Here is a 23,236-nt window from a genome sequence, read left to right on the forward strand (position 1 = left end):
GGCACCTCCTCTTATACGGTTAGGTAAGACCCGCTCATCTGCTGCCGGTGCGGCTTTGGGTGGGCCAGGGTTTCTTCCATGCGCTGCAATAGGGAAGTTAGCAGCTCAAAACCAAAGTGGCTTTCCTGCATGCTCCAGCCGACGCTGACGGCGTTTTCCATAAAATAACCTGCATCAAGGCCTACGGCAAGGTCTGCTGCGGGCAAACGCTGCGGGAACTGCCGCGTTGTCGGGTGCACGCCCGAGTAAATCGGTAGATTTGGGAAATGCGCTGCCAGCCGCGCAAGTACCGCGCGGTCGCCAGGAAACAGCACGTTGCGAAATACAAATGACACAGAAATGCCGGCCTCTAAAAAGGTTTCAGCGAGTTCCAGCGGGCTGCCGATGATGGCTTCTCCTACCGCAATGCGCAGGCCCCTGTGCTGTGCTGCAAAAGCCGACAGTGCCTGCTGTGCTTCTGCCTGAAAGGATTCAGTATGGAATGGGACTCCCAGAAAGCGGGAAAGCTTCTGGTACTCTGCCGCGGTGCGCTTTGGTCCATAGACAGGCGCGAGCGAAACGGTAGGAATGCCGAGCCGCTTTCTGAGGTCCGCCGCAGCGGCTTCCGCCTGAAAATGCAGTACAAGGTTCTTTTCAGCAGAGGACATCTCTAGAAAATCTGAGTAAGTTTGGCAGGTGGCCAGCTGACACACACAGGTGACCCCTGCGCTTTTCAGCAGGGTGTACAGTTCACTGCGCTTGTCGAGTGGAGCAAAATTTCCCAGCAGGTTTACGCTGCCGGGCTCTGTGCTGCACTGCGGCAGACAGCGGGCAATCGCCTGCTGCACCTTGACTGCCGGGGCTTTGTCGCTGTCGCGTACAAAAGGATTCATAAAACAGCCGGTTACCGGAACTTTCAGTGCTTTTTGCAGGCTGCGGCAGATTCCGTCAAGATCAGTGCCCATTAAAGAATCAATGCAGGTCATGCAGATAAGAATCGCCTTAGGGTGCATCTTTTGCAGAATCAGCTGCCCAGCCTCCTTTAAATGGCTCAGGTACCGGCCGGTTACTACGTCACGGTCATCCATATTATAGTAGAAGACCCGCTCTTCAAAGTGGTCTTTTACGCCCACCACCGTGCCAGAGCGTCCGCAGCCGCAGGGGGAAACCATTAGCATGGCGCACTGCGGCAGCAGCATGGTAATGCGCTTTACGCCAAAGCCGGCATCGCCGGGGCCGTTAAAGTGCAGGTGACAGGGAAAAGTGTGGCTGTAGTCGCGCAGGTGCGGCTGCTGTGCCAATGCGGCCGCAGTGACAAAAATAGGCGCGCTTTCGGTTTCAGCAGTCATCATGCAGAATCCTTTCTGCCAGCGTGAGAAACACTTTGCTGATTGGCAGGGAAGTGTCTCCCTCAATCACGGTTTTTCCCGCGTCCTCAAAGGCTTGTATTTCCTGCGAGCGTGGAATGACGGAAACAATTGGTACACCAATGCTTTCGGCAAAGCTGCGCACGCGCGCTTCTTCATCACGGACATCTCGGCGGTTTAGAATGACTCCGCGCACACGGGCATAGCCGCGGTCGGCAAAGTTTGCCACCGCTTCGGCAATGTTTTTCGCGGCAAAGAGAGACATTTTTTCACCAGAGGTGACAATGTAAACATCTTCGGCGTATCCTTCACGAATCGGCGCAGCAAAGCCGCCGCAGACCACATCGCCCAAGACATCGTACAAGACGACTTCAGGCTGCAGAGTCTCAAAAACCTGCAGCTCTTCCAGTAAATGAAACGTCGCGATAATACCGCGCCCGGCGCAGCCGATACCGGGGGCGGGTCCACCGGTTTCAATACAGGAAATCCCCTTATACCCGGTTTTGACAATGGTCTCAATGGTTGGCTCAGCGGTTTCGTCACGCAGTGCGTCCATCACCGGAAAAGGCGGTACGCCGCCTAGCAGGTTAATGGTTGAGTCAGCTTTGGGGTCGCAGCCAATCTGCATCACTTTGTGCCCCAGGTAAGCCATTGCGGCCGAAAGATTGCTTGTGACGGTTGATTTGCCAATACCGCCCTTTCCGTAAACAGCAATTTTTTTCATTTTATTCTTCCCTTCCTTTTTCAGAATCCAACAGTGCTAAAAGGTCGGGGAAAAGGCTTAGGCTGCGCCGTAAAATACCGTTCATATAGGCAATGGCGACCCCATAGTTGGTTACGGGAACTTGCTGGTCGGCGGCACATTTCATGCGGTACCGAATTTCGCGGGCGTTGAGCATGCAGCCGCCGCAGTGCAGCACAAGCGCATAGGGGGAAAGGTCCTCTGGAAAGCCGGTGCCCGAACTGGTGGCAATTTTCAGCTCTTTGCCTGTAAAGTTGTGCAGCCACCGCGGCAGTTTGACGGTGCCGATGTCGCTGCACTGGCGGTGGTGGGTGCAGCCCTCTGCAATCAGCACGGTGTCGCCGTCCTGCAGGCGGTCAATGGCTGCGGCACCTTTTACTGCATCTGGCAGTAAACCTTTGTAGCGGGCCATCAAAATTGAAAAGGAAGTCAGCGGAATGTCCTGTGGAACAATAGCAGCAACCTTGTGAAAGGCCTGGCTGTCGGTAATAACCATAGCTGGCTTTTGTGTAAGAGCCTGCAGCGCCTGCTGCAGGGCATTTTCTTTTACGACAACGTTGACAGCGTCCGCTTCGAGTACGTCGCGAATCATCTGCTGCTGCGGCAGAATCATGCGGCCTTTTGGTGCAGCAGAGTCAATCGGTGTTACCAGCACAGCGACATCGCCGGGCTTTAGCAGGTCGCCAACCAGCTTTTTGGTCATATCATCGGTGCGGGTCAGGTGGCCGATACGCTCTTTGAGTGCTTCGATTCCCTCTTTTGTGGCAGCACTGACGTACATGGCGTTTTCGGCAGGCTGTGGGCGGTCTTTCAGCAGGTCACATTTGTTCAGGGCAATAATGTATGGAATTTCTTTTTCTTTAAAAATGCCGATTAGCTGCTTTTCGCAGCCCGCAAGGCCTGCGGCCGCGTCGGTTACCAGCACAGCCACATCAGATTTGTTGAGCACCTGCTTGGTTTTGCGTATACGCTGCTCGCCCAAAGTGCCCTCGTCGTCAAAGCCGGGGGTGTCAATCATCATCACCGGGCCGAGCGGCAGCAGTTCCATGGATTTGTAAACCGGGTCAGTCGTGGTTCCCTTTGTATCGGAAACAACGGCAAGGTCCTGGTTGGTTACGGCGTTTAGCAGGCTGGATTTGCCGGCGTTGCGCCGCCCGAAAAAGCCGATATGTACACGCTCCCCTGCGGGAGTATCGTTGAGTCCCATTGATGATTTCCTCCTGTAAAAGCGGCATTAAAAGTAAATTTACGGCTGCGGGGTATCCGTGTCGGCAATCAGGTTGGAGTAGGCCGCCTTTACGCTGACGCCGGGCAGGCGCCCCAGCTTGCCGGCAAGGGCGCTGATGACATTTTGCGGCGCATCTACCGCGACACTGATAATATTTACATTCCTTTTGTGATAAGGAATACCCATGCGGCCGATAACGTAGGCACTGTAGGTATGCAGAACCGCGTTGAGTTCGGAAACGGAGCTTTGGTTTTCTACAATAATGCCGATTAAGGCAACTCTGGTTTCCATATCATATACCTTCCTTACTGATTTTTGCGGAACAAAAAGCCGCGCCCTTTGCGAGAAAAGACGCGGCCGAAAATGCGGGCAGAAGCACCCCTTGTCAGAGCGGTACCGGCGAATCTTTCATCTCAATGTGCAATTTCGATGTCAGGCTCTGTGCAGACTTGCAAAATCTTCTTATTTTTATGTAAAAGTATACACTGTTTTTCATATGCCGTCAAGAAAAGGGAAAACCCGGATATCCTATAAAAGCAAAACATTCTGCTAAAATTTCAAAGAACAAAAATAAGGGTATGCGCGGTTGGCCGCACAAGAAAATTCCGCAGAAATACAGCGAGAAAATGCGTTGACACTCTGCAGACACCGTGTTACGCTTAGTGCAAATAAAAAGTCCGGCTTTGTGTGCCGACAGTGCGGCAGCAGAAGCAGAAAGGAATCCGAAAATGCAAAAGATTCTAAACTTCGGTTCTCTGAATATCGACCATGTTTTTACAGTAGACCACTTTGTACAGCCGGGCGAAACCATGGCGGCCCTGGGCCTTTCCCTTTTGCCGGGAGGCAAAGGACTCAACCAGTCTGTAGCGCTTGCCCGCGCCGGCGCAGAAGTTTACCACGCCGGAAAAGTCGGCGCAAACGGCACCTCCCTGGTTTCGCTTTTGCAAAAGGACGGAGTCCATACAGAATGGATTGACCGTACCGGCAGCACGACCGGCATGGCGGTGATTCAGGTGGACCGCACCGGGCAGAACTGTATTTTGGTTAGCCGCGGAGCAAATGGAGAAATGACCGGTGCGCAAATAGACGCGGTGCTCAGCAGCTTTGGCAGGGGAGATTTGCTGCTGCTGCAGAATGAAGTCAACTTGGTTTCACGGATGATTGACAAAGCGGCCGCGCGCGGCATGACCATCGCGCTGAATCCATCCCCAATAGACGAAAGTCTAGGGCATGGTCCGCTTGAAAAGGTATCATATTTTCTGCTGAATGAACTGGAGGGCGAGAGTTTGACGGGGGAAAAGCAGCCAGACCGCATTTGTGAAGCGCTGTTGACCCGTTGCCCCAAAGCAAAGATTGTGCTGACACTCGGCAAAAAAGGCGTGCTGTACCGGGACCAAAATGCCCGCTTTGCGCACGGTGTTTATCGGGTGCCGGTTGTTGATACAACAGGTGCGGGCGATACCTTTACGGGCTTTTTCTTAGCGAGTGTAATTGGCGGGTGCAGCGTGGAAGAATCCCTGAAGCTTGCTTCTGCTGCTTCTTCGCTTGCCATTTCCCGCAAAGGGGCGGCCGACGCAATCCCAACTCTGCAGGAAGTAAAAAACGCACATTTGGAAATGCAACTGTAAAATTTTAAAATAATTTACAAAAAACATACGATAATAATATTCTTTTTTAATGAATTTTGTGCTATATTAAAAGCAATCATGGCGCGGCCGCACAAAGTGGGCGCAGCCCATTTTAAAAACAGCATCACGGGAAAAGGAGTGTTCGCAATGGATCTGTTTGACTTGACGGGAAAAGTAGCAGTGGTGACGGGCGCAAGTGCCGGACTTGGCGCAGACGCGGCTTTGGCTTACGCGCAGGCGGGGGCAGATGTTGCTCTGCTGGCCCGGCGCGCGGAAAAATTAGCCGCTGTAAAACAGGAAATTGAGAAAACCGGCCGCAGGGCCGCCGCAATTCCCTGTGATGTGACAAGCGAGGAAAGTGTAAAAAACGCGATCAATACAGTGATGGGGACTTTTGGCCATATCGACATTCTGCTGAATGACGCAGGTGTAGCGGTGCGCGGCGGTGTGGATACCCTGACTGCTGAGGAGTGGGATAAATCCTTTAACACCAATGTAAAGGGGATTTTCTTAGTCTGCAAGTATGTTGTGCCGCAGATGAAAGTACAGAAGTACGGAAAAATAGTAAATATTGCTTCGGTAAATGCTGTGCTGGGCGATAAAAATGATATGTTTATTCGGCATTCTTACAATGCTTCCAAAGCGGCGGTTTTGGGCTTGACTACCGGCATGGCCTGCTCGTACGCGAAATATGGCATTACTGTCAATGCCATCGGCCCAGCGCTGTTTGAGAGCGAAATGACGGCCAACACCTTGTTTAAATCTGAGAAGTTTCTGCAAGGGTACGATCTGCTAAACCCAAGCGGCCGCCCCGGCAGAAAAGGAGAACTCAACGGCACCGTTTTGTACCTTTCCAGTGATGCTTCCAGTTATGTGCAGGGGCAGTTTATTGTGGTAGACGGCGGCGGGGCTTTGGTATAAGATAAATAATGATCGAAACAAAAGAGGTCCGCCAAAAGGGTGCGCCTACAAGTGATTAAATTAGTTTGAAAAAATCGGCATAGTCGTGAAATGCGGCTATGCCGTTTTTTCATGCTTGCGGAAGGTTGATTTCTCCGCTGCAGTTGAAAATAATCTGGATTCTCTGCTGCCTGCGGCCATTGACCTTTTCTGCCTTGTAAACATTAATACGCTCGACAAAGGTACGGATGATTTCTGCATCCAAGTCCCGGATATCCGTGTACTGCTTTACCAACTTCAGAAAATGACTGATGTTTGCAGATTTCTCTTTGGTGGTTTCGATGGTTTTCTCCAACTCGGACACACGGCTTTCCAGCTCTTTCTGCTCGGCATCGTAGGTGGCGGACATTTTCATGAAGCGCTCATCACTGATTTTGCCTTCCACATTGTCCTCGTAAAGCCGCTGCACGATGGTGTCCAGTTTAGCAATCCGGGCCTTGGCCTGTTCGTACTCCTTGCGACTTTCCCGAAGGGCCTTTTCTGTGTTCTTGGAAGATGCTTTGGTCACCATCTCCACGAATTCATCCTCGTGTTCCCGTGCAAAGGCCGTAACCTCTCGCAGGTGCTGGAGAAGGATTTCTTCAATCACCACATTCCGTATCTGATGGGATGGGCATAACTGCTTACCACGCTTTCGGTAGGTGGCACACACAAAATACTCCTTGTCGTGCGTCCAGCCTCTCCCTCTAACCTGATACATGATGCTGCCGCAGTCTGCACAGAACACCATGCCGGAAAGCGGTGGCATCTCGCCCATTGGTTCCCATCTACGGCGTCCGTCACGGATGCGCTGAACGGTATCGTAGGTTTCTTTGTCGATGATTGCCTCATGTGCATTTTCGAAGACTTTCCAGTCAGCCGGGTCATTAAGTACAGTTTTCTTGATTTTGTAGGATTTTTTGTGGGTCTTGAAATTCACAATGCACCCAGTGTATTCTGGACGTGATAGAATTCCAACCACTGTTTTGGTCTGCCACATACAAGGAACTTCCGGCAGCGGTGAGCGTACTGGTAGTCCGTTTGCCAGATTGTACTCCGTTGGTGTCGGTATCTGACGGCGTGTCAGTTCCTTTGCGATTTGCGTGGGCCCACGCCCGGACATACAAAGCTGATAAATCTCCCGAACCACAACGGCGGCTTTTTCATCAACGAGCCAGTGATGCTTGTCCTCTGGGTCTTTGATGTAACCATAGGGCGGATTGGTAGAAAGTGGCTTCCCGGATTCACCCTTTGCCTTGAACACCGCACGGATTTTCTTACTGGTGTCCTTGGCGTACATTTCGTTGAAAATGTTGATGATGGGCGTCAGGTCGCTCTGCTGCTGGTCTGCGCTGTCTACACCGTTATTGATGGCGATGAAGCGCACATCCGCATTTGGAAATGCAACCTCGGTGTAAAAACGGAGATACCGGGCAGCAGTATTTTTCTATCGTCTACATTGATGCCCTTCAGCACCAGTGGCTGTTCTATGCGGATTACATCGTTATGATGAAGGACGGCACGGTGTGGGTCATTGAGACCAAAGGCGGTGAAAGCCACGGAAAAGACAAGAACATCGATAAGCAGATAGAAAACAAATTCAACGCTTTCAAGAAATATGCATCCGAAAAAGGACTGCATTGGGGTTTTGTCCGGGATAAGGACAGCCAGATTTACATCAATAACACAGAATTTGCTCTGGATATGGCAGATGAGCATTGGGTACCTATTACACAAGAATTTTAATGCCATTCCATAGTTTTGGGCAGCGGAAGTTGATTCTACTGCCCTATTTTTATAACTGGCAACAAAACTTGACAAAATGGCAAGTTAATAATATAATACATTCAGACTAAATAATTGCAGTCTATTAAAGGAGGAAACCACATGGGCAAGGAGTTAGGTAAACGAATATCTGAAGCGTTGAAAAGAAGCAATACTCAACAAAAAGAATTAGCCGAGCGTATTGGAATAACAGAAGCCGTTATGTCACGTTATATTTCAGGAGACAGAGAACCCAAGCCGGATATGCTGGCTAACATCGCCACCGCGCTAAACACGACATCTGATTATCTACTCGGAATTGAACACGATGAATTTGACTATCCTCGTATTCGTAGAATGATTGCACGCAACGCTTCAGCAATGACGGATAGTGAGAAAAAAGAACTGATTAATGCGTTGTTTGGAGAGGAGTAAAAGTTTGGGAATCAAGTTATCAAATCAGCGATGTGAAGAAATCAAGCGAATTGTAGTCCGTATGTATGTAAAGTATGGAATCACTTGCGTACCGGTCAACGGCTTTGAAATTGCATCAAAAATGGGAATCAGGGTTATTCCATATTCTGCAATTCCAGAAAATAAGAGATGGCTTTTGTTCAAGAAAAGCGAAGACGGTTTTTGTGTTGAGCGTAACCCGGGCGAGTGGTACATCTATTATAATGATGCAAGAGATTATGGCAGAGTCAACAATACCATTATGCATGAAATCGGTCACATTGTGTTAGACCACAGCGAAGACAGCGAATTAGCGGAAAAAGGAGTGAAATTCTTTGCCAAATTCGCACTTGCACCGCCCGTGTTAGTTCATAAGTTCAAATTAGCTTCTGCTGAAGAAATCGCAGACATTTTTGAAATTAGCTTTGAAGCTGCCTGTTATGCCTACTCCTACTATAAGAAGTGGCTTCGCTATGGCAGTTCTGAATATACTGATTATGAAGAAGTGATTCTTCGACTGTTTGCACAAGCAAGTTGAGGAGGTGGTTAAGTTGAGGGTAAAAATAAAAACACATTCATGAGCTGTTGGCGCAGCAGACGAATGTGTTTTCATGTGGAATATGCTAAAAGCATACTCAAAACTATTTAATTACTTTAGCATATTCCTTTCAAAATGTCTATTGACAAATTAAACAAAGTGCTGTTGAACAGCAGAAAGGAATATTTATGCAAGTAAATACAAGTAAAAATATGAGGGCTAACACATTATTCATGCGTAATAGTTACGAAAAGCACGGAAAATGGAACATACCTTTAATTAAAAAGCAAGAAATTGACACGACTGATGTTTCGCTTATTGCCTGTTCTGACACAAAAGCAAATGACAAGCAAGAAAACAAAAAAAGTGGAGTTCATTTCTTTGTAGATGATTATCGTTTCAATGGAATATACAACAACCCTAAACGCTCTTTTCAGAGATATGCACAATATGCATTTTTGCTAACACCTGATTTTTCTACATATGCAGATATGGACATGTGGCGTCAGATAGAAAGTGTGGCAAAGAATCGATGGTGTGGTGCCTATTGGCAAAGTAAAGGATTGACGGTAATCCCCACAATCAGCTGGAGTACACCAAGAAGTTATGACTTTTGCTTTGACGGTGTAGAAAAGAACGCTATTGTTGCCATTGGGATGATTGGATGCAAGGGAAACAAAACAGATTTTATGCGTGGCTACAATGCAATGCTGGACAAATTGGAGCCTACTGCCATTATATGCTTCGGCACGCTGTTTGAGGAAATGTCAGGAAACATCATCCCCGTTGACTATCGTTCTTCCAGAAAGGTGGTACGATAATATGGGGGGCAGAGGTACCTTTGCTGCAGGCAATTCTGTGGCATATTCATATGAAACGGTAGATAAAATTGATGGTGTTAAAGTATTACAGAAATTAAACCACAAAGCAAGCGGCGGACTGCCTGAAGAAGCACATTCCAGTTCAGCATATATTATGTTGAATAAAAATGGGGATTTTAGAATGTATCGTGAATATGATAGCAATCATTTTTTGAAATTTGAAATAGCTTATCATCCTGAAAAAAGCATTGATTCTTCAAGAAAGCCAGTGCTTCACGTTCACGAGTACAAACCTGATGATTTCTCTAATCGTCAAGCTCGACCATTGACAAAAAAGGAATACAAAAAATACAAAAAATTTTTTAAGGGGGTTATTTAAATGACTGGTATGTCGATTAATGAGTTCTTGGATAAAATCTATTATGGAGATGAAATTGAATTTACATTGTCGAATAAAACATATTTTATCCAAGGAAATTTTATCAACAATGTTTATAACATAACAGTTGATTATTGGGAAAAGAGTGATGGAACCGAACCACTACATGATTATTTATTGAATGCCTCTTATAAAACACCACAAGAACGCATGGACGCATTTGAACAAGCAAAAATATTTGATGGCAAAACAATTTATGATATTGAGAGCGATGTGAAAGTAATTTGGGGGTAAAATATGATAAACGGTGATGTAAAAGAATTTGTTGACAGAATTTATTCCTGTCAAGATACCATTTTTGTTTTTCAAGGTATTAAATATTGGTTTCAAGGTTACACGATTCCAGACAAGGGGGTGCATATGGAGGTTTTTCAATATCAACCGCCATGTGAAGAGTATGTATGGGAATACGACGGCAAAACAATAACCGAATGTCAAAATGCCTTTCTGAAAGCTCCTATTTTTGGCGGAAAAACTTTTTGGAATGCTGAATCCGAGATTGAATGGGTAGATGATTAGTCCCTAAAATAAAATAGCGAGAGGGTGAGCACGGTGAAAGGAAATAGTTTGCAAGAGTTTATGGATGACCTTTTGGCTACTGGGGGGCCTGAGAAAGAATTCGTTTTTCGTAAGAAACGATATTTTCTCGAAACAGTGTATTATTCAGAAAAAGCAGAAAACGAACTAAGTGTTGATGAAATTGATATGCCTAAAGGAAAAACATACAGCTTCCGTGGAAAAACTCTTCGAGAGTGTGTAGAAAAATTTGAGAATGCACCGATTTTTGATGGATTGACTATATATGAGGCTGAATCAGAAATTGAAGTCTTGTTCGGTTAATGCGACATTTATAAAGCGAGCTCCACACGGGTATCGTGTGGAGCTCACTGAATTATAGACAGGTTAATTACTCGGTAATTGCATGACCTGCGCCTCCTTTCCATGCGCTGTTGCCAGAAAGTCTGCGGAGCAGAATTTTGCGAGAAGCCTTGTACTCGTCACCGATGAAGCCAAGCCGCAGCAGGAAGAAGCGGAATGCGTATTTCTCGTTCTCCGGGTCGATGGCCTTGGCGGTCACTCGCTTCTGGGCCTTGCTCATCTTGCATAGGGAGGCAATCAACTGCGTGTAGGCGTTGACCTCGTCAGGCTCCAGCGGGGTGGAAAACCAAGGAAATGCAATGGTATCCTCGGTAATTTCGATTGGTAGGCTGTCTACGCCGAGGGCCTTTTTGATGAGGCCGCCTTTGGCTTCCAGCAGGTTTGTCAGGTTTCCAGCAGCGACCATATCCAGCGGAATGCTGACCGTCAGGCCGACTTCATCAGGTTTAGCGTATGCCGGAGGGCAATCCTCCTGTGGCTCATCACACTCGATTTCCGGCTGTGGCTGGTCGTACTCCGTGCCCGTGCAGTTGATGCCACGCTGGGCCAGTGCCGTCAGCACCTTGTCGATTTCCTCGCTGTCGGCCATGTCGTTGCAGGAAATGCTGCCGTCTCTGTTGACGGTGAAGTAGCTGATTTCGTAGGCGAAGGTGGGTGCGCCCTTGTAGATGGCCTTAGCCACGGTGATTTCGGCAAGGGCCTTAACCAGTGCCTTGCGGTCGATGTTCTCAAATTTCATTGTCATGATGTGTACCTCCTTCAATTTTGGTAGGTACATATTCGCTCTTATACCAGGATATAGCAAGTCAATTCAGAGTATAATGTGGACAAAGATACCGGGCGCTATTTGTGTATTTCTGGGCATAAAGAAAACGGCCATGCAGGAGTTTTTTACTCTTGCATGGCCGTTATTCTCTTGGGCTTCCAGTTGAAGGCGTCACTAAACGGTGGTTTTTATAAAATCACTTTCTGGCGCTTCCAAAAGGCGGGCCCTTTTTTTATCAGAATGTATTTCGCAGGGAGAGTGCGCGGTGCGGTTGATTTGTAATGACAGCATCGACTTTCTGCCGAAAGGCTTCCACAAGGTCAGCCGGCTGGTCCACTGTCCAGGGACGCACAGCAAGATGCGCGGCGTGACAGTGTGGCACCAACCGGCCGCTTTGCAGCAGGGCCATTTTGGGATGAACAGCGTTTGCGGGAAGATGCGCGGCAAAGCGGCAGACCTGCGGCAGCGCAGCTTTGTAAAGCAGAGCCGTTTGGCTCTTTGGAGAGCGGCGCTTTAATTCCCGCAGAATACGCGGATAAAAGGAAGAATAAAAGACCCGGCCGCACATGCCGCAGGCTTCTTCCGCCGCAAGGACTTTTGGCAGTACCAAAAAGCCGTGCCAATACGCTTTCTCTTTTAGCTCTACATTGACCAGAAGCCCGGTCGGCTGCAGCAGGCGGTAAACTTCCTCTAAGGTAGGAATTTTTGCGCCGGCGTAGCCTACTTTTGACAAAGAGGCGTCCAGTGCCTGCAGCTGCTCCAGTGTCATGTCGTGCACGGTTCCGCTGCTGCCGGTTGTGCGATCGACTTTATCGTCGTGTATTACAACCAAATGTCCGTCTGCACTCAGATGTACATCCAGTTCGACACCGTCGGCATGTGCTGCGGCAGCCTCTTCAAAGGCTGGAATGGTGTTTTCGGGTGCTTTGCAGGAATTTCCCCGATGTGCAAAAACCTGTGTCATGGCGGTTTTCCCTCCTTTTGTCTGTTCCTATTATAAAGGACTCTGTAAGAAATAAAAAGGAATTTTATACAGCTATAAAGCGAGATAAGGGCAGGATTTTTAGCCGAAGCCCGCTCTTGTAGCTTTTGCCATTTTTGCGCTTCTTCGCTAAAATACCGCTGTCGGGACCGTTTCCACAGGAGAAAACCGCAAAAAGTAAATCACAAATTCATAAAATTGTATGAAGATTCCATAAATAATATTGAAAAAGAAACAGGTTTCTATAAAATTTTTCATTTATAGCTGGGGGTACAAATTATATAATAAAAGTACCAAAAACAGGAGGTAGTTGTAATTATGAAAAAAGTTCTTGCTGCTGTGCTGGCGGGCGCAATGGTCGCCGCCAGCATGACCGGATGCGGCAGTACAGCCGCATCAAGCACTGCCCAGTCTGCGGCGCAAAGCACAGCGGCCAGCACGGCCAGTGCACAGGACGAGGCCTTGACCGCCACGATCAGCGTTTGGGGTCCGGCAGAAGATCAGGCCGCCGACAAAGGCAAGTGGCTGCCGACCATGTGTGAGCAGTTCAAAAAGCTTCACCCCAAGTGGAACCTTACTTTTAAATACTCCGCTTGCAGTGAGGGCGATGCCGGCAAGACTGTAACCAAAGACCCGCAGGCTGCCGGTGACATTTTCTTCTTTGCCAACGACCAAATCAACACCTTGATTTCTGCAAACTCCCTTTCTCAGCTGGGCGGTTCTACAGTAGAGGAAATCAAGAAAAGCTGCTCGAAAGAGATTGTCGATTCTGTAACCGTAAACGGCGGTGTCTACGGTGTTCCGTTTACCACCAATACATGGTTTATGTACTACAACAAGAGCAAGTTCTCTGACAGCGATATTAAGAGCCTGGATACTATGTTGACCAAGGCGAAAGTCGCTTTCCCGATTACGAATTCCTGGTATCTGCCGGCTTTCTATCTTGCAAACGGCTGCACTATGTTTGGCAAGAATGGCACAGATGAGTCCGCCGGGATTCAGTTTGGCGGCGACAAGGGCACCCAGGTTACAAAATACTTAGTAGACCTTGTTAAAAACAAGAATTTTGTCAACGACGACAGCGGCTCCGGTTTAGCCGGCCTGCGCGACGGCAGTGTTGCTGCAATCTTCTCTGGCTCTTGGGATGCAGCGGCGGTAAAGACAGCACTGGGCAGCAACTTTGGCGCGGCAGCTCTGCCAACAGCAAAAATCGGCGGCAGCGACAAGCAGCTTCTCAGCTTCTCCGGTTCAAAAGCAATCGGTGTCAACCCCAACACCAAGTACCCGCAGGTTGCCGTGGCACTGGCCAAGTATCTGGGCGGTGCTGACGCACAGCGTGCCCACTATAAACTGCGCGACATTGTTCCCTGCAACACTGATGTGCTGAAAGACAGCGCAGTTTCTTCCGATGCAATGGTTACAGCACAAAATGATACTTTCCTAAAGACCTCTATTATCCAGCCGTTTGTTGCTGCTATGAACAACTTCTGGACACCAACCCAAAACTTTGGCAAAGCAATTATTAGCAAAGACGTTACAGCCGACAACGCCGCCGCTAAGACAGACGCGCTGAACAAATCCTTTACAAGCGCCGCGTCCTAAGGCCATTTTCGGCCGGTTGGTCCTATAGAATGTACATTATGCCGGTCGGTTTTTCCGGCCGGCATTTTTTAAAGTGAAGATGAAGCGGAGGTCTTATTGTGGAACACGTTGCTATTCAGGCAAAGCGCGGCCTGCGGCGAAAAAAGAAAGGATCCGGTGAGTTTGACACCCCCTATACCCTGCACGCAGCAATCACGAAGGGTGACTGGCGCACACGTCTTTCTTGTCTGGTGATGGGCTTTGGCAACCTGGCACATCGGCAAATTGTGAAAGGACTGTTGTGTTTAGCGACAGAAATTGCTTTCATTTGCTTCATGGTGTTTTACGGGGTATACAGAATCTCGCAGCTGCCCTCATTGGGTGGGCATGCGCAGCAGAAAGTTTGGAATGAAGCCAAAGGCATTTACGAATACACCGCAGGGGATAATTCTATTATCATCTTAATCTATGGGTTGTCCTGCGTAGTGCTGGCGGTGCTGTTCTGCATTTTTTGGCGGTCGTCTGTTATCAGCAGCTACAAAGCGCAGTATCTTTCCCAGCATGGCGGCCATGTCAACAGCTTTGCCGAAGACGTGCGCAGCCTGTTTGATGAGAACCTGCACAAACTGCTGATGGCACTGCCGTTGGTTGGCATTTTCGCATTTACCTTTTTGCCGCTGGTCTTTATGATCAGCATGGCGTTTACAAATTACAGCATTGAAAATAACCACTTGGTATTGTTTCAGTGGGTCGGCTTTAAAAATTTTGCCCGCGTGCTGAGCTTTGGCAGCGGCATTGGCAAGTCCTTTTGGTCGGTGCTGGGCTGGACACTGATATGGGCGGTCTTTGCCACATTCCTCAACTATTTCCTCGGCATGATTTTGGCAATGGTTATCAACCGTCCCAGCACGCATGCCAAGGCTTTCTGGCGCTTCTGCTTTGTGTTGTCCGTGGCGGTGCCGCAGTTTGTTTCTCTGCTGATTATGCACACCATGCTGCAGCCAAACGGCGCAATCAACGTTTTGCTGATGAACGCCGGCATTATTAAAACGCCTCTGCCATTCTTTACCGACGCTACTTGGGCGCGCGTAACGGTTATTGTCATCAATCTGTGGGTCGGCATTCCGTTTACCATGCTGCAGGTTACCGGCATTTTGCAAAATATCCCAAAAGAGTTGTACGAGGCGGCCCGTGTTGACGGCGCCAACAGCGTTACGATTTTCTTTAAAATCACGCTGCCCTACATGCTCTTTGTCACAACCCCCTATCTGATTACAATGTTTACCGGAAATATCAACAACTTCAATGTTATTTATCTGCTGTCCGGCGGCGACCCGATTCCGGTTGGTTCCACGGCAGGCAAGACCGACCTGCTCATCACCTGGCTGTATAAGCTGACAGTTGACCAACAGTACTATAATCTAGGCTCGGTCATCGGCATTCTTACTTTTGTAATTATGATGGTTGTATCGCTGGTCGCCTATCACCATACCGGCGCCTACAATAACGAGGAGGCGTTCCGCTGATGAAAAATGCACATACTGCAAAACACATAGGCAATTTCTTTATTCATTTGCTGCTGGCGGTGCTGGCGATCGTTTGGGTATTCCCAATCTTCTGGGTAGTGCTCATCAGCTTTCGCGGGGAAAAAGGCTCTTATGTATCAACTTTCATGCCCAAAACCTACACAATGAACAACTATGTGAAGCTTTTTACCGACACGCAGGTCATCAACTTTCCCCGCATGTTTATCAATACGCTGATTGTCGCCATTTTCACCTGCCTCTTGTCCACTTTCTTTATCCTTTCCATTGCGTACTGCATGTCGCGCCTGCGCTTTAAGATGCGCAAGCCCTTTATGAATATTGCCATGGTTATGACCCTGTTCCCTGGCATTATGGCAATGATTGCGATATACTTTATATTGAAAGCGCTTGGGCTGACACAGGGCAGCATGGTGCGTGTAGCACTGGTCTTGGTTTACTCTGGCGGTGCGGGTCTGGGCTTTTACATAGCCAAAGGCTTTTTCGACACCATACCGACATCGCTGGATGAAGCGGGCTTCCTGGACGGCTGCACGCACTGGGATGTGTTTACAAAAATCACCATTCCGCTGAGCAAACCCATTATTGTTTATACCGTTTTGCAGAGCTTTCTTGCACCGTGGCTGGACTTTGTCTTTGCCAAGGTTATCTGCGGCGCGGATACCGACACCTACACGGTTTCCATCGGCCTGTGGAAAATGCTGGAGAAAGAAAATATTGACAGCTGGTTTACCTGCTTTGCAGCGGGCGCCGTGTGCATTTCTATTCCGATTGCGATTCTGTTTCTGCTGATGCAGCGCTACTATGCTGAGGGAATGAGCGGCGCTGTAAAAGGATAAAAAGCCGCTGCTGCCTGCTCTGATTTTAATGAAAAGAAGGATGTATCTATGCCGGAATGGCTGAATGACGCTGTGTTTTATGAAATTTACCCGCAGTCTTTTTACGACTCCAACGGCGACGGGATTGGCGATATCAATGGCATTGCAGAAAAGCTGGAGTATATTCAGTGGCTGGGCTGCAACGCCCTGTGGATCAATCCCTGTTTTGACTCCCCGTTTCGTGACGCGGGCTATGATGTGCGGGACTACAAAAAGGTTGCCGCGCGCTATGGCAGCAACGAGGATTTGTATCGCCTGTTCCGCGCGGCACACGAAAAGGGCATTCATGTACTGCTGGATTTCGTTCCGGGGCATACTTCGGAAGAACATCCGTGGTTTCGTGAAAGCGCCCGCCCGCAGAAAAACGCATATTCCGGCCGCTATATCTGGACCAACAGCGCCTGGGATATTCCGCAGCCGTACCGCTTTGTTAGCGGCCGTGCCGACCGCAACGGCAGCTACCTTATCAATTTCTTCAGCACACAGCCGGCACTGAATTACGGCTTTGGCAAAGTGACAGCCCTGTGGCAGTCGCCCTGCAATGCACCAGAGTGTGCAGCTACGCGCGAGGCTATGAAAGATGTCTTGCGCTTTTGGCTGGACCACGGCTGTGACGGCTTTCGCGTTGATATGGCGGATTCTTTGGTAAAAGATGACGATAGTAAAAAATCCGCGACCGGCGCCATTTGGCGCAGTGTGCGTGAAATGCTTGACCGGGAGTATCCGCAGGCCGCGCTGGTTTCAGAGTGGTCAAACCCGCAGCTTGCACTGTCTTATGGCTTTCACTGCGACTTTTATCTGAATCACCCCGGCAATGGCTACTATACGCTGTTTCGCGACAATGAAAACGGCAGGCAGCGCAGCTTTTTCAGCGCAAAGGGCAAAGGCGACATTACGCGTTTCCTTTCGGATTACCTGCCAAAGTACCGCAATACACGAAAGAAAGGTTTTATCAGTTTTATTACCTGCAACCACGATACCCCACGCATGAGCCGCGACTTTACCCCGCGGGAGCTGGCGCTGGCCTACAGCTTTTTGTTCCTGATGCCGGGTGTACCTTTTTTGTACTACGGCGATGAAATCGGGATGCCCTATCAGGCGGATTTGGTCAGCAAAGAGGGCGGGTACGACCGAACGGGTTCGCGTACACCAATGCAGTGGAACAGTACAGAACCTAATGCCGGCTTTTCTAGTGCCCCCGCAGCAAAGCTTTACCTGCCGGTCGACTCTGCCGCAGATGCTGTAAGTGTGAGTGCACAGTCGGGAAAAGCGGATTCTCTGCTGGAGACCGTGCGCACGGTGCTTCGCCTGCGCCACGCTGAACCGGACCTGCAGGCCGGTGGGGACTTTATACCGGTGTACGCGGAAGCAGAGCGCTGTCCCTTTGTATTCCGCCGGGGCGGCCTGCTGCTGGCCTTTAATCCTTCCGGCAAAGAGACCGCTGCGCCAGTAGATGCCCGCGGCGAAATTCTCTATTCTCTGGGAAAGCTGCCGGAGTGCTCTGCCAAAAAGCTGGCTATGCCGCCGCAGTCCTGTGTGGTTGTCCGTCTTTGATTACATCTGCAACAGTTTTCCTTATAGAAGCCTGCCCACCACCCGGGCAGGTCTTTTGCTAACTGCAGGCAGAGAAGTGAACAATTTCTATACGTGTGGCACAATTTGTTAAAATACAATTCTTTGAATAGAAGTTTCTGGGGAAAGTGTGCATAAAAAGCTTATACCGCACGGAAGCAAGAGGAGGAGCAGCATGCGTGTCCTGGTTGTAGATGATGAAAAAATAGAGCGGGACGGTATCCGCTTTCTGCTGCAGCAGACAGGCCTTTCCTGTACAGTTCGTGAGGCCGCCAACGGCAGTGAGGCTGCCGCGATGCTCAAAAAAGAGTTGTTTGACGTTTTGCTTACGGATATCCGTATGCCGTTTATGAATGGCTTAGAGCTGACAAAAACCGCCCGGGAGTCGCAAGAAGGCATTCAGATTGTCATTTTCAGCGGCTACAGTGATTTTGAGTATGCCAAGCAGGCCATTCGGTACGGGGTGTCTGACTATGTACTGAAACCTGTAGACCCGGAGGAATTCAATAGTACGATGCAGCGCGTGGCCAGCGCACTGGCAGAGCGCCAACGCCTGCTGACAGTGGAAAAACAGCTCTGCCGGATTGAGGGCAGCTATTATCTGCGCCAGTACCTGGTGCGCGGCCGGGCAGAAGATTTTGACAAGGCGCGCGAATATGTCGATGTTTCCCTTTGGGAAACATGCAGTACACTCTTTTTGGCAGAAAGCGAGGAACCTGTCTTTTTCGGCGAGCCAGAGTGGCTCTCTGCAGAAAGGCTGCAGCGGGCGCTGCAGTGCCCGGTCTTTGTGCTGCCGCTGCAGGACACCCGCGCGGCGTTTTTGCTGGGGCGGCAGCTGCCTTGCAGTTGGCGACTTTTGGCGCAGGATACACAGCATTACCTGGAGGGGCACAGCGGCCGGCCGGTGTGGCTTTCCGCTGCTGGGGGCGTACAGGGCGCCGCTTCTTTGGGAAAGCCCTTCCGCACACTCAGCCGCCTTTTGGGCCGGCGTGTGACTGACCCTGAGGAAAAAGTACTGTACGCGGATGAATCGCCTGTACAGCAGCCAAGGGAAAAGACGCTGCTTGCCTTACTTGAGCCGCTGAAAGAAGACATTCGCCGCGGCGATGTGACTGGTCTGTGGAAACATTTTTACGCGGCGCGCGCGGCCCTTTCTGGGGCAGCTGCTTTTCCGGCGAGCACAGCGGTAAAATATGTTTTGTCTGGCTTAATGAATAAGCTGATGGCTGCGCTCCCCGCACAGGAGCGTGAACCGGCAATCGGCGCGCTTTACCGCGCACGTACGCTGGAGGAAACAGCTGCTCTGCTGCAAAACGCAATCTGCTGCTTTGAGTCCGGCTGCAGTGAGCAGGCCGCAGACCGGCCCGATGTGGATTTGGTAAAAAGATATATTGCACAGCATTATGAGGAGGACCTCAGTGTGGAAAGTTTGGCAGAGGTCGTTTATCTTTCGCCCGGCTATCTCAGCGCGCTTTTTAAAAGAGAAACCGGGCAGAACTTGAATACTTACATACGAAACTACCGCCTGCTTGAGGCCCGCCGTTTGCTGGAAAACACCAATATGAAAATTGTGCAGGTCTGTAAAAAAACAGGCTTTACCAACGCATCTTATTTTTGCAAGCGCTTTCGGGAATATTTCGGCACCAGCCCGCGCCGCCTGCGCAGTACAGAGGTAAGCAATGAAGAAACTGCTGAATAAAATCCGCGACGCCAAACTGCGCACAAAACTGAGCCTTGTCATTCTTTTGGTCGGCATTGTGCCGATCCTGCTGCTCAGCCAAACCCTGCTTAGTGAGTTTGGTGGGATTATGCGCAGCGAAGAGAGTACCAGTATGAATACCTCCCTGCAGCAGGCAACTGCTACAGTGGAAAACCAAGTGACACAAGACGGCCTTTTGTGCCGGTATGTTGTTTTCAGCGACAGCATACAGCAAGTCCTTTCCGGGAAAGATACGGACCTTTATGACCGCTATCAGCTGTATTCGCAGTCTGCAAAGCAAATTCTCAATACTTCCCGCTATTTGCAGAAAGGCGCCCAGAGCATCACCATTTATTCTCAAAATATTCCGGTCAGCAGCGGTACCTCTCTGCAGCCGCTGCAGAATATGCAGGAGAAAGACTGGTATTATCAGATTCAGCCGGGCAGCGGGCTGCAGTGGTTCCTTGACAGTACAGCCCCCAACACCCTCGATTCGGTCTGCCTGACCTCGAATTATCTGGGAACGGGCAAAAGCTACTTGGTGGTGCGCTACAGCCTTTCCACTTTCTTGCAGCCTTTTTGCGAGATGAAGCAGAAAAATACAGATGTAGCGGTCTTTCGGGGTGACAAACTGCTGTATTCTACTGGCACCCTTGCCAAAAGCAGTACTTCCCAGGCAAATGCCGCCGCAGCCATGCGGTCCCGCGGCACATGCGAAAAACGGCACATTTCCGGTTTGAATTGGGATGTCTACCTCTGTGCTGACGGAAGCGTCATCTCTGATGCGGCACGGGCGGCCTTTTTTCGCACGGCGATGATTTTCCTGCTCTGCCTGCTCATCCTTGTGGCCATGGACCGCCTCTTTTCCCACACAATGACCCGCAGCATTGAGGCACTTACCGCAAACATGGTGGCGGTGTCGCAGGGCGATATGACCGTTCGGGTAAGCAGCAACGCAAAGGACGAAGTCGGCACGATGATTCAAACTTTCCGCAAAATGGTGCAGCGTATCGACAAACTGATTCACAAGATATACGAAACCCAGCGCCTGCAGAAAGAAGCGGAAATTAAAGCGCTGCAGTCACAGATCAATCCGCATTTTCTGTACAATACACTTTCTATGATCAACTGGAAAGCGCTTGCCGCAGGGGAAAAGGATATCAGCCGCATTACACTGCTGCTTTCCAGCTTTTACCGCACAACACTCAACCGCGGGCGCAGCATGACAACCGCGGGGGACGAACTGAAAAATGTTCGCGCTTATCTCGATTTGCAGCTCATGATGCACGACGGAAATTTTCAGGTAGAGTGGCATGCGGACCATGCGGCGGACCCGTACCAAATGCCAAAACTCTTGCTGCAGCCGATTGTTGAAAATGCGCTGGAGCATGGGCTGGATGTCAAAGAAACCGGTGAGCGGTGCTTATCGGTTTCTGCCGAGCTGACGAATACCGATGTCGTTTTTACCGTGCGGGACAATGGTGTCGGTATGCCGCAGAAGACAGCCGAGCAAATCATTCACTGTGAAACTTCCGGCTACGGCATGAAAAATGTAAATGACCGTGTGGTGCTGCTGTATGGGCCGACATATGCTTTGCAGATTGAAAGTGAACCGGGCCGTGGCACCTGCGTGACGGTGCGTATACCCAAGTCAGGGGAAGAAGGCGGTAAAACATGAAAAAGTTTGCCCGCAGGGGTGCGGCGTGGGTGCTTTCGGGCGCGCTTTTCTGCATGTGGCTTTCCGCCTGCAGAAGTCCTGCGTCTTCATCTTCTTCTGTATCGTCTGTTGTAAAGGAAAGCGCGGCATGGACCTCGGCACAGACAACACCTTTGGGAACCTATCCGCAGACGGTAACGTATACCCTGGGGAAAATGACCACACAGAACAATTCTAATATGCCCAAAGGCGATACTTATGAAAACAACGCCTATACACGCTACTTAAAAAAGATCCTGAATGTACAGAACCGCGATACTTTTGAAATAGATGGGGATATAAACTATGAGTCGGAACTGGAGCTGGAGGTCAGCAACGGCAAAATACCGGATGTCATGGTCGTTACGAGCCGGGACTTTTTAAAAAAGCTGGTACAGAATGATCTGGTGGCAAACCTTACCGATGCCTACCAGACCTGCTGCAGCCCGCGAATACGGGATATGTACAAAAGCTACAGCGGTCTGCTGCAGTCGGTCACGTTTAACGGGAAGATCATGGCCCTGCCGGAGACATCGATTGAAAATGGACCCAATCTGCTTTGGCTGCGCAAAGACTGGCTGACCAAATTGGGCCTGAATCCGCCCAAAACACTAGATGACTTGGAAACAATTTTAAAGGCGTTTGTACAGCGGGACCCCGGCGCAAGCAGCGCGGGGCATACGCTGGGGCTGGTGTGCCGCTCTAACCTGATGGACGACACCGGCGCTTGTTATTCTATAAACCCTATATTTGAGCAGTTCGGTGCATATCCGCGCAGGTGGGTACGCGGAACAGATGGAAAGCTGGTGTATGGGTCGGTTATGCCCGGAGCCCAAAAGGCTCTGGCCAAATTGCAAACCTGGTATCGCGAGGGGCTGATAGACGCGAACTTTCCTCTGCGCCAAGATGACAACCTGGGCGATTTGGTGGCACAGGGCCGTGTGGGTGCTCTTTTCGGATGGTGGTGGGCCCCAAATGACCCGTTGATTCGCAGCGTACAAAAAGATTCCGCTGCCGATTGGGAGCCTTACCTGCTGCTCAACAGCGGCAGTGGTGTTAAGACGACCAGTACGGCCGCCTCACAGCGGTACATTGTTGTACGCAAAGGCTACAGCCACCCGGAAGTCATCATGAAAATTATGAGTACGCTGTACGATTATGCCCGCTATCAGGACCCTTCTCCCACGACTCTGGAAAGCTATTTTTCCCATAACGTGGGGTCTACAGCAACGCCGTTGGTGCTGAACTGTGACTACAGCGATGCGGCAGTTCGTACGACCCGCCACATACAGGCGGCCATGCAGGGAACCCTGCAGACCGACCGGCTGAGTATGCTGGAGCGCGCCTATTACCGCACATGCAAATCCTACCTAGCGGCAAAGAAAAAAGAGCCGCTTCAGTGGGCGGCTTACACTTCCAGAATTACGGCTGTAAACCGCCTGATCAGCTGTAAAATCAGCTATGTTGACGAAGACTGTTCTTTTGAGGACAGCACCCCTTCTGACAAGCTCAGCAAACTGGAACAGGAAACGTACCTGCGAATCATTACCGGCAGCCAGCCGGTGTCTGCCTTTGATTCGTTTGTGCAGAACTGGTACAATCAGGGTGGAGCGGAGCTTACCACCCGCGCAAATGCACAGAGCTAAAAAAGCTAAAAGACGGGCAATCTTTCTGAAACGCAAAAAGCCGTACAGAAAAGCTTTAAAAGGGCTTTTCTGTACGGCTTTGCACTGGAGCTACT

Annotated in this window: 24 protein-coding genes; 17 read left to right on the forward strand and 7 right to left on the reverse strand. The window is 49.8% G+C overall.

Annotated features, from left to right (window positions below; all coding sequences use genetic code 11):
* Positions 1 to 11 precede the first annotated feature (11 nt).
* Genes LKE53_11575 through LKE53_11590 form a run of 4 tightly spaced genes read right to left on the reverse strand, consistent with a single transcriptional unit; the run spans position 12 to position 3,607 of the window.
* On the reverse strand, positions 12 to 1,331 hold the full coding sequence (locus LKE53_11575; GenBank protein MCH3973375.1) for a nitrogenase component 1: 1,320 nt from the start codon (positions 1,329 to 1,331) through the stop codon (positions 12 to 14).
* Entirely contained in the window at positions 1,318 to 2,070 is a 753-nt protein-coding gene (locus tag LKE53_11580) for a nitrogenase iron protein NifH (protein MCH3973376.1), read from the reverse strand. Before LKE53_11580 ends, LKE53_11575 begins: the two co-directional genes overlap by 14 nt.
* Before the next feature lies 1 nt (position 2,071).
* Complete coding sequence (gene hydF, locus LKE53_11585; protein MCH3973377.1) at positions 2,072 to 3,295, reverse strand: [FeFe] hydrogenase H-cluster maturation GTPase HydF; 1,224 nt, start codon at positions 3,293 to 3,295, stop codon at positions 2,072 to 2,074.
* Between the two features lie 39 nt (positions 3,296 to 3,334).
* Positions 3,335 to 3,607: an iron-only hydrogenase system regulator gene (locus LKE53_11590; protein ID MCH3973378.1), complete on the reverse strand. Its 273-nt coding sequence runs from the start codon at positions 3,605 to 3,607 to the stop codon at positions 3,335 to 3,337.
* A 437-nt stretch (positions 3,608 to 4,044) separates the two neighbouring features.
* On the opposite strand from LKE53_11590, the gene LKE53_11595 reads away from it, so the two are divergent.
* Both LKE53_11595 and LKE53_11600 read left to right on the forward strand, forming a co-directional pair.
* Positions 4,045 to 4,944: a ribokinase gene (locus LKE53_11595; GenBank protein MCH3973379.1), complete on the forward strand. Its 900-nt coding sequence runs from the start codon at positions 4,045 to 4,047 to the stop codon at positions 4,942 to 4,944.
* Between the two features lie 147 nt (positions 4,945 to 5,091).
* Positions 5,092 to 5,865, forward strand: a complete 774-nt coding sequence (locus LKE53_11600; GenBank protein MCH3973380.1) for an SDR family oxidoreductase — start codon at positions 5,092 to 5,094, stop codon at positions 5,863 to 5,865.
* Positions 5,866 to 5,974: 109 nt separating this feature from the next.
* Here the strand turns inward: LKE53_11600 and LKE53_11605 are convergent, their stop codons facing one another.
* Positions 5,975 to 7,270 carry a recombinase family protein gene (locus LKE53_11605; protein MCH3973381.1) on the reverse strand — a complete coding sequence of 432 codons (1,296 nt, stop codon included), beginning with the start codon at positions 7,268 to 7,270 and terminating at the stop codon, positions 5,975 to 5,977.
* An 8-nt stretch (positions 7,271 to 7,278) separates the two neighbouring features.
* Between LKE53_11605 and LKE53_11610 the strand changes: the two genes are divergently transcribed.
* The 8 genes from LKE53_11610 to LKE53_11645 all read left to right on the forward strand — a co-directional run bounded on the left by LKE53_11610 (position 7,279) and on the right by LKE53_11645 (position 10,738).
* Positions 7,279 to 7,629, forward strand: coding sequence for a hypothetical protein (locus tag LKE53_11610; protein ID MCH3973382.1), 351 nt, complete (start codon positions 7,279 to 7,281; stop codon positions 7,627 to 7,629).
* Between the two features lie 141 nt (positions 7,630 to 7,770).
* The gene (locus tag LKE53_11615) at positions 7,771 to 8,082 is read left to right on the forward strand and encodes a helix-turn-helix domain-containing protein (protein ID MCH3973383.1); all 312 of its coding nucleotides are present in this window, start codon (positions 7,771 to 7,773) and stop codon (positions 8,080 to 8,082) included.
* Between the two features lie 4 nt (positions 8,083 to 8,086).
* Complete coding sequence (locus tag LKE53_11620; protein MCH3973384.1) at positions 8,087 to 8,638, forward strand: ImmA/IrrE family metallo-endopeptidase; 552 nt, start codon at positions 8,087 to 8,089, stop codon at positions 8,636 to 8,638.
* Between the two features lie 188 nt (positions 8,639 to 8,826).
* On the forward strand, positions 8,827 to 9,459 hold the full coding sequence (locus LKE53_11625) for a DUF4417 domain-containing protein (protein MCH3973385.1): 633 nt from the start codon (positions 8,827 to 8,829) through the stop codon (positions 9,457 to 9,459).
* Between the two features lies 1 nt (position 9,460).
* On the forward strand, positions 9,461 to 9,838 hold the full coding sequence (locus LKE53_11630) for a hypothetical protein (GenBank protein MCH3973386.1): 378 nt from the start codon (positions 9,461 to 9,463) through the stop codon (positions 9,836 to 9,838).
* Positions 9,839 to 10,132, forward strand: a complete 294-nt coding sequence (locus tag LKE53_11635; GenBank protein ID MCH3973387.1) for a hypothetical protein — start codon at positions 9,839 to 9,841, stop codon at positions 10,130 to 10,132.
* A gap of 3 nt (positions 10,133 to 10,135) precedes the next feature.
* Positions 10,136 to 10,417, forward strand: a complete 282-nt coding sequence (locus LKE53_11640) for a hypothetical protein (protein MCH3973388.1) — start codon at positions 10,136 to 10,138, stop codon at positions 10,415 to 10,417.
* A gap of 33 nt (positions 10,418 to 10,450) precedes the next feature.
* The gene (locus LKE53_11645; GenBank protein ID MCH3973389.1) at positions 10,451 to 10,738 is read left to right on the forward strand and encodes a hypothetical protein; all 288 of its coding nucleotides are present in this window, start codon (positions 10,451 to 10,453) and stop codon (positions 10,736 to 10,738) included.
* Between the two features lie 67 nt (positions 10,739 to 10,805).
* Here LKE53_11645 and LKE53_11650 read toward each other — a convergent pair whose 3' ends face one another.
* Together LKE53_11650 and LKE53_11655 are read right to left on the reverse strand one after the other, a co-directional pair.
* A complete protein-coding gene (locus LKE53_11650; GenBank protein MCH3973390.1) occupies positions 10,806 to 11,516 on the reverse strand; it encodes a virulence protein in 711 nt (236 codons plus the stop codon).
* Positions 11,517 to 11,778: 262 nt separating this feature from the next.
* Positions 11,779 to 12,507 (reverse strand): glycerophosphodiester phosphodiesterase, encoded by a 729-nt coding sequence (locus LKE53_11655; GenBank protein MCH3973391.1) that lies wholly within the window; start codon positions 12,505 to 12,507, stop codon positions 11,779 to 11,781.
* 336 nt (positions 12,508 to 12,843) lie between these two features.
* On the opposite strand from LKE53_11655, the gene LKE53_11660 reads away from it, so the two are divergent.
* The 7 genes from LKE53_11660 to LKE53_11690 all read left to right on the forward strand — a co-directional run bounded on the left by LKE53_11660 (position 12,844) and on the right by LKE53_11690 (position 23,141).
* Positions 12,844 to 14,127 (forward strand): extracellular solute-binding protein, encoded by a 1,284-nt coding sequence (locus LKE53_11660; GenBank protein ID MCH3973392.1) that lies wholly within the window; start codon positions 12,844 to 12,846, stop codon positions 14,125 to 14,127.
* A gap of 98 nt (positions 14,128 to 14,225) precedes the next feature.
* The gene (locus LKE53_11665) at positions 14,226 to 15,632 is read left to right on the forward strand and encodes a sugar ABC transporter permease (protein ID MCH3973393.1); all 1,407 of its coding nucleotides are present in this window, start codon (positions 14,226 to 14,228) and stop codon (positions 15,630 to 15,632) included.
* Positions 15,632 to 16,489: an ABC transporter permease subunit gene (locus LKE53_11670; GenBank protein ID MCH3973394.1), complete on the forward strand. Its 858-nt coding sequence runs from the start codon at positions 15,632 to 15,634 to the stop codon at positions 16,487 to 16,489. Before LKE53_11665 ends, LKE53_11670 begins: the two co-directional genes overlap by 1 nt.
* Positions 16,490 to 16,537: 48 nt before the next feature.
* The gene (locus tag LKE53_11675) at positions 16,538 to 18,082 is read left to right on the forward strand and encodes an alpha-amylase family glycosyl hydrolase (GenBank protein ID MCH3973395.1); all 1,545 of its coding nucleotides are present in this window, start codon (positions 16,538 to 16,540) and stop codon (positions 18,080 to 18,082) included.
* Positions 18,083 to 18,275: 193 nt separating this feature from the next.
* A complete protein-coding gene (locus LKE53_11680; GenBank protein ID MCH3973396.1) occupies positions 18,276 to 19,799 on the forward strand; it encodes a response regulator in 1,524 nt (507 codons plus the stop codon).
* Positions 19,780 to 21,477, forward strand: coding sequence for a sensor histidine kinase (locus LKE53_11685; GenBank protein MCH3973397.1), 1,698 nt, complete (start codon positions 19,780 to 19,782; stop codon positions 21,475 to 21,477). The genes LKE53_11680 and LKE53_11685 overlap by 20 nt, the downstream gene beginning before the upstream one ends.
* Positions 21,474 to 23,141: an extracellular solute-binding protein gene (locus tag LKE53_11690; protein ID MCH3973398.1), complete on the forward strand. Its 1,668-nt coding sequence runs from the start codon at positions 21,474 to 21,476 to the stop codon at positions 23,139 to 23,141. Before LKE53_11685 ends, LKE53_11690 begins: the two co-directional genes overlap by 4 nt.
* The last annotated feature ends 95 nt before the right edge of the window (positions 23,142 to 23,236 follow it).

It is taken from the genome of Oscillospiraceae bacterium, assembly GCA_022483045.1.
Classification (GTDB): Bacteria; Bacillota; Clostridia; order Oscillospirales; family Acutalibacteraceae; genus Caproicibacterium.